Annotated in this window: 15 protein-coding genes; 12 read left to right on the top strand and 3 right to left on the bottom strand. The window is 62.1% G+C overall.

All coding sequences use genetic code 11. The features are described from left to right. Nucleotides 1-46: 46 nt before the first annotated feature. The 9 genes from atpB (at nucleotide 47) to AC4D2M_RS00820 (ending at nucleotide 7,573) form a co-directional block, all read left to right on the top strand. Nucleotides 47-871, top strand: coding sequence for a F0F1 ATP synthase subunit A (gene atpB / locus AC4D2M_RS00860; protein WP_490889164.1), 825 nt, complete (start codon nucleotides 47-49; stop codon nucleotides 869-871). 76 nt (nucleotides 872-947) lie between these two features. After that, on the top strand, nucleotides 948-1,163 hold the full coding sequence (locus tag AC4D2M_RS00855) for a F0F1 ATP synthase subunit C (RefSeq protein WP_490889163.1): 216 nt from the start codon (nucleotides 948-950) through the stop codon (nucleotides 1,161-1,163). Nucleotides 1,164-1,212: 49 nt separating this feature from the next. Continuing rightward, nucleotides 1,213-1,764, top strand: a complete 552-nt coding sequence (locus tag AC4D2M_RS00850) for a F0F1 ATP synthase subunit B (RefSeq protein WP_490889162.1) — start codon at nucleotides 1,213-1,215, stop codon at nucleotides 1,762-1,764. After that, nucleotides 1,764-2,579 (top strand): F0F1 ATP synthase subunit delta, encoded by an 816-nt coding sequence (locus AC4D2M_RS00845; RefSeq protein ID WP_490889161.1) that lies wholly within the window; start codon nucleotides 1,764-1,766, stop codon nucleotides 2,577-2,579. Before AC4D2M_RS00850 ends, AC4D2M_RS00845 begins: the two co-directional genes overlap by 1 nt. Nucleotides 2,580-2,680: 101 nt before the next feature. Then, nucleotides 2,681-4,315 (top strand): F0F1 ATP synthase subunit alpha, encoded by a 1,635-nt coding sequence (atpA, locus tag AC4D2M_RS00840; RefSeq protein WP_490889160.1) that lies wholly within the window; start codon nucleotides 2,681-2,683, stop codon nucleotides 4,313-4,315. 85 nt (nucleotides 4,316-4,400) lie between these two features. Then, a complete protein-coding gene (locus AC4D2M_RS00835; protein WP_490889159.1) occupies nucleotides 4,401-5,294 on the top strand; it encodes a F0F1 ATP synthase subunit gamma in 894 nt (297 codons plus the stop codon). 81 nt (nucleotides 5,295-5,375) lie between these two features. Then, complete coding sequence (gene atpD / locus AC4D2M_RS00830) at nucleotides 5,376-6,839, top strand: F0F1 ATP synthase subunit beta (protein WP_490889157.1); 1,464 nt, start codon at nucleotides 5,376-5,378, stop codon at nucleotides 6,837-6,839. 6 nt (nucleotides 6,840-6,845) lie between these two features. Continuing rightward, a complete protein-coding gene (locus tag AC4D2M_RS00825) occupies nucleotides 6,846-7,130 on the top strand; it encodes a F0F1 ATP synthase subunit epsilon (protein WP_490889156.1) in 285 nt (94 codons plus the stop codon). 11 nt (nucleotides 7,131-7,141) lie between these two features. After that, entirely contained in the window at nucleotides 7,142-7,573 is a 432-nt protein-coding gene (locus tag AC4D2M_RS00820) for a DUF2550 domain-containing protein (RefSeq protein ID WP_490889154.1), read from the top strand. Between the two features lie 95 nt (nucleotides 7,574-7,668). On the opposite strand, the gene AC4D2M_RS00815 is transcribed toward AC4D2M_RS00820, so the two are convergent. Both AC4D2M_RS00815 and nucS read right to left on the bottom strand, forming a co-directional pair. Continuing rightward, complete coding sequence (locus AC4D2M_RS00815; protein ID WP_026545871.1) at nucleotides 7,669-7,872, bottom strand: cold-shock protein; 204 nt, start codon at nucleotides 7,870-7,872, stop codon at nucleotides 7,669-7,671. Nucleotides 7,873-8,188: 316 nt separating this feature from the next. After that, a complete protein-coding gene (gene nucS / locus AC4D2M_RS00810; RefSeq protein ID WP_490889152.1) occupies nucleotides 8,189-8,884 on the bottom strand; it encodes an endonuclease NucS in 696 nt (231 codons plus the stop codon). A gap of 65 nt (nucleotides 8,885-8,949) precedes the next feature. On the opposite strand from nucS, the gene AC4D2M_RS00805 reads away from it, so the two are divergent. Together AC4D2M_RS00805 and AC4D2M_RS00800 are read left to right on the top strand one after the other, a co-directional pair. Then, on the top strand, nucleotides 8,950-9,270 hold the full coding sequence (locus AC4D2M_RS00805; RefSeq protein ID WP_490889151.1) for an Rv1322 family protein: 321 nt from the start codon (nucleotides 8,950-8,952) through the stop codon (nucleotides 9,268-9,270). Nucleotides 9,271-9,335: 65 nt separating this feature from the next. Further along, the gene (locus tag AC4D2M_RS00800) at nucleotides 9,336-10,124 is read left to right on the top strand and encodes an alpha/beta hydrolase (protein ID WP_490889149.1); all 789 of its coding nucleotides are present in this window, start codon (nucleotides 9,336-9,338) and stop codon (nucleotides 10,122-10,124) included. 24 nt (nucleotides 10,125-10,148) lie between these two features. On the opposite strand, the gene AC4D2M_RS00795 is transcribed toward AC4D2M_RS00800, so the two are convergent. After that, entirely contained in the window at nucleotides 10,149-11,459 is a 1,311-nt protein-coding gene (locus AC4D2M_RS00795) for an AI-2E family transporter (protein WP_490889147.1), read from the bottom strand. Between the two features lie 245 nt (nucleotides 11,460-11,704). Here AC4D2M_RS00795 and AC4D2M_RS00790 point away from each other — a divergent pair, with 245 nt between their 5' ends. After that, nucleotides 11,705-13,474 carry a DUF8094 domain-containing protein gene (locus tag AC4D2M_RS00790; protein WP_490889145.1) on the top strand — a complete coding sequence of 590 codons (1,770 nt, stop codon included), beginning with the start codon at nucleotides 11,705-11,707 and terminating at the stop codon, nucleotides 13,472-13,474. Nucleotides 13,475-13,493 lie beyond the last annotated feature (19 nt).

The raw sequence follows: 13,493 nt of genomic DNA, 5'->3' as shown, positions 1-13,493 counted from the left end.
CCGATTCAACCACGCCCAACGATGGACACTGCAGAGAGGAAACGCGTTGATCGCGCTTGCGCTCCCCGCTCAAACCACCACTGAAGAGGGCTTTGTCGCTCCCACGATAGATGAAGCGCACCCTCCGAACATCCTGCCGTGGAACACCGAGTACGGCGTATGGTTCGCGCCGGGCTTCGGCAAGCAGATGCTGCTCGTCATCCTGTCAGTCGTCCTCATTGGTGCCTTCTTCTACGTCGCATCGCGCCGAGGGCAGCTGGTACCCGGGAAATTGCAGTTTGTCGGCGAAGCCGCCTATGGCTTTGTGCGCAACTCCATCGGCAAGGACATCATCGGTGGTCGGGATTACCTGAAGTATGTACCGTGGCTTTTCACCGCGTTCTTCTTCATCCTGGTGAACAACATCTTCGGTGCCGTGCCGCTGCTTCAGATACCGAGTTTCTCGCACCCGGGCAGTGCCTACGCGATCGCGGCGATCTTCTATATTCTCTGGATCGCGGTCGGGCTGAAGAAACACGGCCTTCGCTACTTCAAGCTGTCGGTGGTGCCTTCGGGTGTGCCCTGGTACATCCTTCCTCTGGTCGTACCGATCGAGATCATCTCGAACTTCCTGGTTCGCCCGGTAACGCACTCCCTCCGTCTGTTCGCCACCATGCTGGCCGGTCACCTCATCGTGATGCTGGCAGGCAGCGCCATCGAGTTCATGGCGCTGTCCGGGAACATTCTTCTGCAGGGAACTAGCGTGCTGGTTCTTGGTGGCGCTATCGCGATGTACATGCTGGAAGCGCTGATCATGGTCCTGCAGGCCTACGTTTTCACCCTGCTGGCCGCGATCTACATCGAGGGCGCGCTTCATGCGGACGCCCACTAATAAGTAACAAAGTCTTCCCCGCTGGGGATGATCCCAACCAACCTGCCGCACAGCGCGGCATCTTGAAAGGAACACAATGGAAGTACAGGGTAGCCTCAACCTCATTGGATACGGTCTCTCCGCAATCGGCGGTGGTATCGGTGTGGGCCTGGTGTTCGCCGCGTACATCAACGGTGTTGCACGCCAGCCTGAAGCGCAGCGTGTGCTGCAGCCAATCGCCTTCCTTGGCCTGGCACTCACCGAAGCCCTCGCCATCCTCGGCTTGGTCTTCGCCTTCGTTATCGGCGCGTAGTTCCGCTTCGATCATCTCAACGGATTAGTTGTAGAAAGACGGGTGAAACATGGATAGCGCAGTCATACTTGCAGCTGAAAGTCCCCTCGCACCGAACCTGTGGGAATTACTGGTTACGGTCGCAGGCTTCGCTGTACTGATGTACATCGTTATCAAGTTCGTCATGCCGGCGTTTGAGAAGACGTTTGCAGAGCGAACTGAAGCCATTGAGGGCGGTATCGCCAAGGCGGAGGCCGCTCAGGCTGAGGCCAACGCGGCGCGCGAGGAGTACAAGCAGCAACTCCTGGATGCCCGCACCGAGGCCAATCGCATTCGCGAGGAAGCACGTGCCGAGGGCGCCCAGATTCTGGCCGAGCTCAAGGCGAAGGCCGTTGACGAGGCCAACCGCATCTCCGCACAGGCTGCAACACAGATCGAGGCTGACCGCCAGGCAGCTGCTGTCTCGCTGCGCGCTGAGGTCGGAACCCTTGCCACTGAGTTGGCCAGCCGAATCGTCGGCGAGTCCCTGGCCGATGACGCACGTTCAGGCCGCGTCGTCGATCGTTTCCTCGCTGACCTGGAAGCGCAGTCCGCTACCCAGAGCGCAGGTGCAGCCAAGTAATGGCAGGCGTATCAAGCCAGTCCCTCACGGCGGCACGACTCGAGCTCGAACCCCGCCTCAGCTCAGCATCGCTGACGTTGGCGGAGGAACTTTTCGGCGTGCTTGATGCACTCGATTCGAATGCGGGACTTCGCCGTGCCCTGACTGACCCCAACCGCGACGGCGAGCACAAGGTTGCTCTTGTTACGCGGCTGTTCGCCGGCCGCATCTCACCGGAAGCCGGGGAAATTGTCCGGGACCTCGTTGCCCGTCGCTGGGCCAAGCCCCGCGATCTCGGCGATGCACTGGAAGCACTTGCTGCGACCGTAGCCATCGCCGTGGCGGAGAACAGGGGACAGGGGATCCAGGGGCTCGAGGGTCTGGAGAATGATCTCTTCTCCTTCCTGCGCGTCGTTGAATCGAACCACGATCTGCAGCGGGCATTGTCTGAGCCGCAAGCTGCAGGGTCCGCCAAGGTGGCCCTTGCGCTGAAGCTCGTTCCCGAAGCCGGGGACGAAGCTCGGCTCCTGATCCGCCAGGCGGTTCTCTCGCCACGCGGGCTCCGGCCTTCCGCACTGGTGGAACGGTTCATTGAGCTTGTAGCCGTGCGCCAAGAACGGTGGATTGCGCACGTCAGCGTTTCCCGTCCGCTGTCGGATGCTCAATATGCACGTCTTGAGGCTGGGCTGAACGCCCTCTATGGTCGGGATCTCAAGATCAATGTGACCGTGGACCCACGTCTTGTGGGCGGCGTTCGCGTAAAGGTGGGGGACGAAGTGGTGGATGCCACGGCGGTAACCCGCCTGTCTGACCTCCGCCGGAAGATGGCTGTCTAGCTGCCGGCCAACGCTGAAGCTCCCGGGCTTCGACACAGACGAATACAACACCGGTCGCCGCTCCCCGCGGTGATCACAACACAGGAGAGCAGGGACTGCAGATGGCCGAATTGACCATCAACGCCGACGACGTCCGTAATGCGTTGAACGAGTTCGCGGCGTCCTACGAACCCGGAAACGCGGAGCGGGTCGAAGTTGGCCGCGTAACAACCGCAAGTGACGGCATCGCCAGGGTAGAGGGACTTCCCTCCGTCATGGCAAACGAACTGCTGCGCTTTGAAGACGGCACGCTGGGTCTCGCCCAGAACCTCGACACCCGTGAAATCGGCGTCGTTGTCCTCGGTGACTACACCGGTATCGAGGAAGGCCAGGAAGTGCACCGGACCGGAGAGATTCTCTCCGTTCCCGTCGGTGACGCATTCCTCGGCCGCGTGGTTGACCCGCTGGGACAGCCCATCGATGACCTCGGTGAGATCAAGGCGGAAGCGCGTCGCGCGCTTGAGCTCCAGGCACCGGGCGTCACGCAGCGCAAGTCGGTTCACGAGCCGATGCAGACCGGCCTGAAGGCCATCGACGCGATGATTCCGATCGGTCGCGGCCAGCGCCAGCTCATCATTGGTGACCGCCAGACCGGCAAGACCGCCATCGCGGTCGACACAATCATCAACCAGAAGGCCAACTGGGAGTCCGGTGACGTACAGAAGCAGGTTCGCTGCATCTATGTCGCCATCGGGCAGAAGGCGTCGACGATCGCTGCGGTTCGTCAGACCCTCGAGGACAAGGGCGCTCTGGAGTACACCACAATCGTGGCCTCTCCTGCGTCCGACCCTGCCGGCTTCAAGTACCTCGCGCCCTATGCAGGTTCCGCCATCGGCCAGCACTGGATGTACGGCGGCAAGCACGTCCTGATCATCTTTGATGATCTCTCCAAGCAGGCAGAGGCCTACCGCGCCGTTTCATTGCTGCTGCGCCGCCCGCCGGGACGCGAGGCCTACCCCGGCGACGTGTTCTACCTGCACTCCCGTCTGCTGGAACGTTGTGCCAAGCTTTCCGATGAGCTGGGTGCCGGTTCGATGACCGGCCTCCCGCTGATCGAAACCAAGGCTAACGACGTTTCCGCTTACATCCCGACCAACGTCATCTCCATCACCGACGGACAGATCTTCCTCCAGTCGGACCTGTTCAACGCGAACCAGCGACCCGCTGTTGACGTGGGTGTGTCGGTGTCCCGCGTGGGCGGTGCTGCACAGGTGAAGGCGATGAAGAAGGTTTCGGGTACGTTGAAGCTCGATCTCGCCCAGTACCGCGACATGCAGGCCTTCGCCATGTTTGCTTCGGACCTGGACGCGGCGTCACGTCAGCAGCTGACCCGTGGCGCACGCCTCATGGAGTTGCTGAAGCAGGGTCAGTACGCGCCTTTCCCGGTGGAGGAGCAGGTCGTTTCGATCTGGGCCGGCACCAACGGGTACCTGGACGACGTTCCGGTCGAGGACATCCGCAAGTTCGAGTCCCAGTTCCTCGAGCACCTGCGTCACAAGTCCTCCGTGCTGAACACGCTGGCACAGACCAACCAGCTCGAAGACTCAACCGTGGACGAGCTGAAGTCTCAGATCACGGACTTCAAGCAGGGCTTCTTCGGTGAGGGCCATGACGGTCTTGTCGCAGGGCACGAGGAATACAGCCCGCTCGATGAGAGCGCTGTAGACCAGGAAAAGATCGTCAAGCAGAAGCGCTAACGGTGCGGGCGTTCGCGCACAGCGCGCGAACGCCCGATGCCTGAGCCGTAGTGCCTTCGAAGGGACTACGAAGGAAAGGACAAGTATGGGAGCCCAGATCCGGGTCTACCGCCAGAAGATCGTGTCGACGACGTCGATGCGGAAGATCTTCAAGGCGATGGAACTGATCGCCACCTCTCGCATTGGCAAGGCACGCGCTCGCGTGTCGTCGTCACTGCCCTATGCCAACGCAATTACACGTGCAGTTTCCGCTGTGGCGTCGCAGTCCGAGATTGATCACCCGCTGACCACCGAGCCGGAGCAGATTCGGCGCGCGGCGGTGCTTATCATGACCGCGGATAGAGGCCTGGCAGGCTCCTACTCTGCCACCGTGCTGAAGCAGGCAGAATCCCTCATCGAGCTGCTGCACGAGGAGGGTAAGGAAGTCAAGACCTATCTGGTCGGACGTAAGGCCCAGGCATATTTCGATTTCCGCCGCAGGCCGTACGAGCAGGTGTGGACCGGCGGCACGGATGCGCCGGAGTTCGACACCGCCCGCGAGGTCGGCCGGGTGCTCCTGGAGCAGTTTGGAACGGATTTCGAAGACGGTGGCGTGGACGAGATCCACGTTGTCTACACGCGTTTCCGTTCGATGGTCACCCAGGAACCGACGGTCATCCGACTGCTGCCACTGGAGGTCGTGGAAGAGGAAGCCGCGAGCGAGTCGGATTTCCTTCCGCTGTACGAGTATGAACCCGAACCCGAGAGAGTCCTCGATGCACTGCTTCCGCGGTACATCGAGTCACGGATCTTCGCAGCTCTGCTCCAGGCAGCCGCAAGTGAGTTGGCGGCACGCCAGCGCGCCATGAAGTCTGCGGGCGACAACGCAACCGAACTGATCAAAAAGTACACGCGCCTTCGCAACACCGCCCGCCAAGCGGAGATTACGCAGGAGCTTTCGGAGATCGTGGCGGGTGCGGACGCACTGAGCGCGTCCTGACCGCAGGCCTCCGCGGATCCTTACGGGATCCCACCCGCACTATTATTAGCACCACGCCATCTACCGAATGAAGTGAGAGAGATGACTGCCCAGACTGTTGAGAACAGTACGGACTCAGTTGCCCCCGGCGCGACCGGCCGCATTGCCCGTGTCATCGGCCCGGTTGTCGACGTCGAGTTCCCGGCTGACGCCATTCCCGCCATCTACAATGCGCTGACCACCGAGGTGACCCTCAACGGCCAGACACACACCATCACCTTCGAGACCTCGCAGCACCTGGGCGACAACCTGGTGCGCGCGATCTCCCTGCAGGCAACTGACGGCCTCGTCCGTGGCACCATCGTGCAGGACACGGGTGCTGCTATTTCGGTTCCCGTCGGTGACGGCGTCAAGGGCCACATCTTCAACGTTCTGGGCAAGCCCCTTGACGTTGAGGAATCCCAGCTCGAGATCACCGAGCGCTGGCCGATCCACCGCAAGGCTCCGTCCTTCGCGTCCCTCGAGGGCTCAACTGAGATGCTCGAGACGGGTATCAAGAGCATCGACCTTCTGACGCCCTACATCAAGGGTGGAAAGATCGGACTTTTCGGTGGAGCCGGCGTCGGCAAGACGGTTCTGATCCAGGAAATGATCACCCGTGTCGCACGTAACTTCGGTGGTACCTCGGTCTTCGCCGGCGTTGGCGAGCGTACCCGTGAAGGAAACGACCTCTGGGTCGAAATGGAAGAGGCAGGCGTCCTCAAGGACACGGCGCTGGTCTTCGGCCAGATGGATGAGCCGCCGGGAACGCGTCTTCGTGTTGCGCTGTCGGCACTCACAATGGCGGAGTACTTCCGCGATGTGCAGAAGCAGGATGTACTCCTCTTCATCGACAACATCTTCCGCTTCACGCAGGCGGGCTCCGAGGTTTCGACCCTGCTGGGCCGTATGCCCTCCGCAGTGGGCTACCAGCCCAACCTTGCTGATGAGATGGGCCTCCTCCAGGAGCGCATCACTTCCACCAAGGGCCACTCGATTACCTCGATGCAGGCAATCTACGTGCCGGCGGATGACTACACGGACCCTGCTCCGGCCACCACCTTCGCGCACCTGGATGCCACCACCGAGCTCTCGCGTGAGATCGCATCGCGTGGTCTGTACCCGGCTATCGACCCGCTGACCTCGACTTCGCGTATTCTCGATCCGCAGTACATCGGACACGAGCACTACAACACCGCGGTCCGCGTGAAGCAGATCCTGCAGAAGAACAAGGAACTTCAGGACATCATCGCCATCCTCGGCGTTGACGAGCTCTCCGAAGAAGACAAGATTGTCGTCTCGCGAGCACGTCGCATCCAGCAGTTCCTGTCGCAGAACACCTACACCGCAAAGCAGTTCACCGGTGTCGAGGGCTCGACCGTCAGCATCAAGGACACCATCGAGGGCTTCAACGCGATCTGCAACGGCGACCTGGACCACATCGCTGAGCAGGCATTCTTCAACATCGGTGGCCTCGACGACGTCGAGCGTCAGTGGGCGCGGATCCAAGAGCAGAGCGGAAAGTAAGCCCCGATGGCCGAGCTTGAGGTTGAAATCGTCGCGGCGGACCACTTCGTGTGGTCCGGTGCGGCGACCATGGTCAAAGCCCGCACCGCCGACGGTGAGATCGGAATCCTTCCCGGACACTCGCCGGTGCTGGCAATTCTCGCGGAAGGTGAACTCGCTATTCAGCCGGTTTCCGGCGAGCGTATCTCGGTGGGTGTCGACGGTGGATTCTTCTCCGTGGACAGCAACCGTGTTGTGATTGTTGCCGACAATGCCAGAATTGGCGGTTCAGTGACCGCAGACGCGAAGTAGCAGTTGGCTTGATGGACGGAATCGGTATCACGTTCATCACGCTCGGGGTGCTGTTTGCCCTGCTGGTGCTAATGGTCGGTGCTTTCTGCCTCCGGCAGTATCAGCTGCGGACAGCGCTGGGAACGTTCGACGCCTCCATCCGCCTCCCCTCCAAGGGGTGGCGGATGGGGGTTTGTCGCTATACCGACAAGCATCTGGAGTGGTTACGGCTGGTTTCCCTCAGCCCACGGCCACGGCACCGGTATCTGCGCAGCTCTCTTGAGCTGAAGGGCTGGCGTCAGCCCACGGAAGCGGAGAAGGCGCAGATTCAACCCGGAGCAATAGTGGTCATGCTGAACTATGAAGGCGCTGATGTGCTCCTTGCGATGAAGTTTGACGTCTACGCTGGGCTATCTTCGTGGCTGGAAGCTGGTCCGGTGGTGGGCATCGGCACCTGGCGTTAGGCGCCCACCCGTGGGCGAACAACACTTACAGAGGAATAAATAAGTCAGGGCCCCCGCACGAAGTGGGGGCCCTGACTTATTTGCGTAAGGACGAGTTACAGCGCGGTGACGCCGGTAGCCTGCGGGCCTTTGGCGCCCTGGCCGATCTCGAACTGTACGCGCTGGTTCTCATCAAGAGTCCGGAACCCGCCGGTCTGGATCTCGGAGTAGTGAACAAAAACGTCGCCCTCGGAGTCGTCCGGCGTGATGAAGCCGAAGCCCTTCTCAGCGTTAAACCACTTCACGGTTCCCTGTGCCATTTGTATATCTCCTCATAATGGAACATATTTCTAATCGGCACCCTGCGTGCCGACAGCGAGTTACTTCGCGTGAATTCCACCGAGGACAGGAATGACCTTGTACCTACGCGAAACTTCACGCTCGCAACCTGTCTTGCGAGCATGAAAACCACGTACACAAAGACTGAAATAAGCATCACATAGCCGTATGGGCTGGTCAACGGACAATCCGACGATTAAACCGATTGTTAAGGGGAAATTCGAATATCCGGACGGTCAGGACTGCGGTAACCGGTTCAAACCGGTCGTGTAGCGCACACCGTCCGCGGAGTTGGTTTTAGAAGAGGCGCGAATCGACGTCGTCGACGCCCCGCATGGCGTCATAGTCGAGGGTGAGGCAATCGATGCCACGGTCCTGAGCGAGGACTCGCGCCTGAGGCTTGATCTGCTGGGCCGCGAAAACTCCCTTGACCGGAGCCATGAGCGGGTCCCGGTTGAGCAGCTCCAGGTACCGGGTCAATTGCTCGACGCCGTCGATGTCGCCGCGTCGTTTCAGCTCAATGGCAACTGTCCGGCCTTGACCGTCACGGGCCAGAATGTCCACCGGACCGATGGCGGTCATGTACTCGCGGCGAATGAGTGAATAACCGTCGCCGAGGAGACTGATTTGCTCCGCGAGGAGCCTCTGTAGATCGGCTTCCACCCCGTCCTTGACCAACCCGGGGTCCACCCCAAGTTCGTGCGAACTTTCGTGAAGCAGTTCGTGGATGCTGATCACCAGGCGGTCATCGCTCTTGGCATGCTGCACATTCCAGGTCTCGGTCACACCCAGTTCGGCGTCCTCGGCCGCGGGCTCGAGGATCCTAAGCGTGGCCGGGGGACTCATCCAGTTCAACGGCTTGTATGAACCGCCGTCGGAATGAACCAGAACCGACCCGTCGGCTTTCACCATGAGCAGCCGGGTCGCCAACGGAAGGTGGGCACGGAGGCGTCCGACGTAATCAACGGAGCAGCGGGCAATAACTAAACGCACCCTTGGAACTTTACCGGGCCGGCGGCGGTTTTCTGTTCACCGAGCCTTCGGTGCAGACTGGATCCATGCCCCGATCCAACCGGCCCCGGAAGCCCCGCGGCCAGCCGCGTCCAAAGTGGTCCGAGGCGCCGGAACTGGATCTCGAACGCGCCCGTGCGGGCATTCCGACCAGGGAATCCGCATCCGACGGCGTCTGGTCGGTCCGGCGAATCACCGAACGGAACGCTGCGAAGCACTACGTGTGCCCGGGTTGCCATCGCGACATCCCGCCCGGCCTTGCCCACCTCGTGGCGTGGCAGGAGGATTCGTTGTTTGGGGCGGAAACCGCGCTGGCAGACCGGCGCCACTGGCATCTAACGTGCTGGCGGACCCGCCGGTCGGGTTAACCGGCCGACACGAACAGCGGGCCGGTCCCCCGGGGCGCACCTGTAACTTCAGTAGACTGAATCAGATGACCAGCCCAGAGCCCGTGTACCAGTTCTCCGAAAGCTCCGAACCCGCCGAGATAAGGGCAGGGACAGTGCTGCCCGCCACCCGCCGCAACGTTGAATTGACGACAGCGGACGGCAAGACGCTGGTGGGCGAGTTCGCCTCACCGGAGGGCAGAACGCCGGCAGCGACGCTCGTGACGCTGCATCCGCTTCCCACTGCGGGAGGATTCATGGACTCACACGTCTACCGCAAGGCCTCCTTCCGGCTTCCGGCGCTGGCGGATATTGCGGTCCTTCGCTTCAACACCCGCGGCACCGCATCCCCGCGCGGTCGCAGCGAAGGGGAGTTCGACGGCGGCGGCCTGGAGCAGCATGATCTCGAAGCAGCTGTGCGGTGGGTCGTCAACGAAGGGCTGACCCACGTATGGCTGGTCGGCTGGAGCTTCGGCACCGAGCTCTGCCTGAAGTACGGAGCAAGGGAGCCCGTCGCCGAACTCATCGAGGGCGCGATTCTGCTTTCTCCGCCGCTGCACCGCGCAGAGGATCCTGACCTTGACTCCTGGGCAAGGTCAGGCCTTCCGCTGCACGTCCTGGTCCCGGAGCATGATGATTTCCTCCGGCCAGAGGAAGCCGCCAAGCGTTTCGCCCGAGTGCCCCAGGCGCGCGTTGTCGGCGTCGACGGCGCGAAGCACCTCTGGGTGGGGGAGAAGTACGTGAGCCGCGTGCTTGATGAGATTGCCGGCGTCGTGCTCGGGAAAGCAGTCAGCCTGCCCACCGAATGGGAAGGTCCGACGGCGCGCGCGGACTAGAGCGCCGTCCTCCTGGGGCTGCCGCTACTGGTTGTCCTGGCGCGCGATGAAGACCTCTTTGAGGAGCAGCATCGCGCCGGCCGCCAACGGAATGGCGATGAGCGCCCCAAGCACGCCCAGCAGGCTTCCGCCCGCAATGACCGCGATGACGGCCACCGCGCCCGGCACCGCCACAGCCTTCTGCATGATGCGCGGAGAGATGAAATACGCCTCCACCTGGAGGTAGGCAACGTACATCACCGCGAAGAGCGCCGCGGTCTGCCATCCGACGGTGAGAGCCACGAGGCTCACGACGACGGCCGCAATCATCGCACCGACCAGCGGTATGAATGCCAGCATCGCCACAATGAATGCGAGGAGGACAGAGAACGGGACATCAGCGATCGTCATGAAAATGAACGCGAAGGTTGCATTCAGCAGGGCGACACACGCCTGCCCGATCACGTAGTTGCCGACGCTGCTCGTTATCTCCTCAGCGAGCCGCTCCACGCGCGCGCGGCGTGAGCGCGGGGCAAGGCGGTAGGCCCACTTCTTCATCGCCGGCAGTGAGGCAAGGAAGTACAGCGTGAGCACCAGGATGACCAGGACACCGAACACACTGTTGAGGATGACCGTACCGACCCCCACGACGCCGCCGAAGATGCCACCGACCGCCTCGGAATCGGCGAAGAACCTGTTTACTTCCTCCGTGACCCGTTCACGCAACTCGAACTGCTGGTCGACGGTCTGGAAAAAGTCCGAAGCAAGAAATTCCCGCGCATAACCCGGAGCCCGTTCAACGAGCTGGGTCGTCTGCGAGACGATCGTCGGGATAAGGACCGCGAAGAAAGCCACGATGATGCCCACAAGCATCGTCAGCACCAGGGTGATGCCGGCTGGGCGGGGAAAACGCCGGTTTTCAAGCCAGCGCACGATCGGGTCCAGGCCGAGGGCTATGAACAGTGCGGCGCCGATCCAGACCAGGAGATGGCCGACGTTGGTGATCATGAAGTATGCGAGCAGCGCCAGCCCCGCACCGACGCTGGCCATGAAACCGAAGTGGATGGGGTGCTGGCGCATGGACCGCGGCTGCGGGCCGCCGAACTTCAGCCGGGCATCCCTGATGGTTACCGACTCGTCCACGGGAATGTCATCGCTGACTTCAGGCGGGAACTCGAATCGCGGCCGGGGGTGCGCGACCGGCATCAGGTGCCGCAGGCGCGCCATGGCGATACCCAGTGCCCGGCGGCGTGCCTCAACACGCGGAACGGTTTCTTCCGCCTCAGGCGCCTCCGTCACTGACGACGCCGGGCGAGGCAGGGGCTCGCTGATCGGCACGTCTTCGTGTTCACTCACGTAATGGTCCGCTTTCGTTCGCGTATCGGCACGGGCAGAACCCTTGTATGACTAGCGAAACAGTAACAGGCGCGTAAGGCTCTTCGTGGCAAACGCAGGCCTCGCTCCGGGCCTTGGCTGGGGAAGCCTCGCCGCGGGGCCGATGCCGGTGCCCGGCAGGTGCTGCCAACACATTTCGTTACCATGGGTCTAGTCCTTTTTGCCCGGTGATCCGGGCTTCACCCAACCCAACGTTAGGTTCTCGCGTGCGCTTTCCTCTTGCTGTTCCCGCCATGGCGATCGGCGCGCTGCTGGTATTGCTGGGTATCGGCCAGCTCACCTGGTGGGCGCCGTCGGAAACGGTGACGGTTGCCGTCCCGGCGGATGCACGCAGCGGACCTGTCACAGTCATTGATGCCGGTGCCAAGGAAACCGAGACCGAGGACGTTGACATCACGGTGGAATCGGAGGGCACCTTCACTCTTGCTGTGGGCAGGGCGTCCGACGTCGACTCCTGGGTGGCAGACGCGGCTCATCTTACGGTGACCGGTGTTGGAGAGGATGAGCTGCTGACCGAATTCGCGGAAGGTGAGGAGACGGTTCCCAACCCGAGCGGCGCGGACCTCTGGACGAGCGAGGAAACCGCCGACCGCACGTTGACCCACCGCTGGCTCGATCCGGGCGAGGGGGAGTGGTCCATCCTCATCGCTGCTGACGGCAAATCTCCTGCTCCCACCGCGATTTCGATCACAAGCGCCAACGACACGGCGACTCCGTGGGCGGTCCCGCTGATCATCCTGGGCGCGCTGCTGTTAGTCCTCGGTATTGCCCTTGCCTTTATGACGCCGGGCAGGCCCCGGCGTCAACCAGCCACAGTCGGTTCCCGCGCCTATGCCCGGCAGCAGAACCGTGGCCGCGATTCGGGAACTGTTTTCGCTGCCCACCCCGTTCGTCCATGGGCAGCGATTGGACTGGCGACCGCACTCGGGATTTCCGGAACTGCTGTGGGCCAAGCATCCCAGACCGAGTCGGCGCAGCCGAGCGAGCCGGCTGCCACGGAATCCGCAGTGCCTTCAGAATCCGCAGTGCCTTCAGAATCCGTGGTGCCTTCAGAATCCGCGGGGCCGGTCGACAGTGGAACGGCTCAACAGCACCCGGTGATCCTGGAGAGCCAGCTGGACCGCATTCTTGCTTCCGTGGCCACCACGGTCACGGAAGCCGATGCCGCCGCTGACGCCACCCTCCTTGAGCCGCGCGTTGCCGGCGCGGCCGCCGCCCTGCGAAGCGCCAACTATTCAGTCCGCGCCCAGGCTGATGATGTGCCCGCACCCACGCCGGTTGTCGCCGATCCGGTACTCACAACGATGATCCCGGCGGCGAACGAATGGCCCCGCACCGTCGTCGCTCTGACGCAGGGCGAGGCAAACCCGGTGCCGCAGGCGCTCGTGCTCGTGCAGGAGGACCCCCGTTCCAATTACCGGCTCACCTCCTCCATCCAGATGCTGCCCGGCACAACCTTCCCCACAGCGGGGTCACCGGACGGTCTTCAGGAGGTTCCCGTCGACGGCGATGAGGGCCTCGTTGCTTCCCCGGAGGATGCAGTTGCGGCCATTGCCGACTACCTGACCAGCCCGGACGGCAGGAACGAGGCGACATTCGAGTCGAACTCCTTCGCGGATGCGATCACCTCGTTCCAGTCCGACGTGGTAGCCGATGCCGGGAATGATTCGGCTGAAATCACCTTCTCTCATAAACCCGTCGCTGAATACACGAGGGCAATCTCGACCGGTGACGGTGGAGCGATGGTGTTCGGATATCTCGACCACACCTACAGCAGCGTGCCGGAAGGGCCCGGAGACTCGATCGCCCTTGAGGATACGGTCTACGAAGCGCTCACCGGTGAAGAGTCCACGGAGGACGGCATCGACGTCCATTACGGGGAAGCAGTGATGATGTACGTTCCCGCCGAAGGCAGTGGTGGGAAAATCACCGTAATCGGTGCCGCGCAGCAGCTGCTTTCCGCTGAATTGAGATGACGCCGGAAGATCCTCAGCA

This window comes from Arthrobacter sp. TJ-270 (assembly GCF_058269075.1).
Note: the sequence above shows the minus strand (reverse complement) of the source record. Positions and strands in the feature narration are given on the sequence as shown.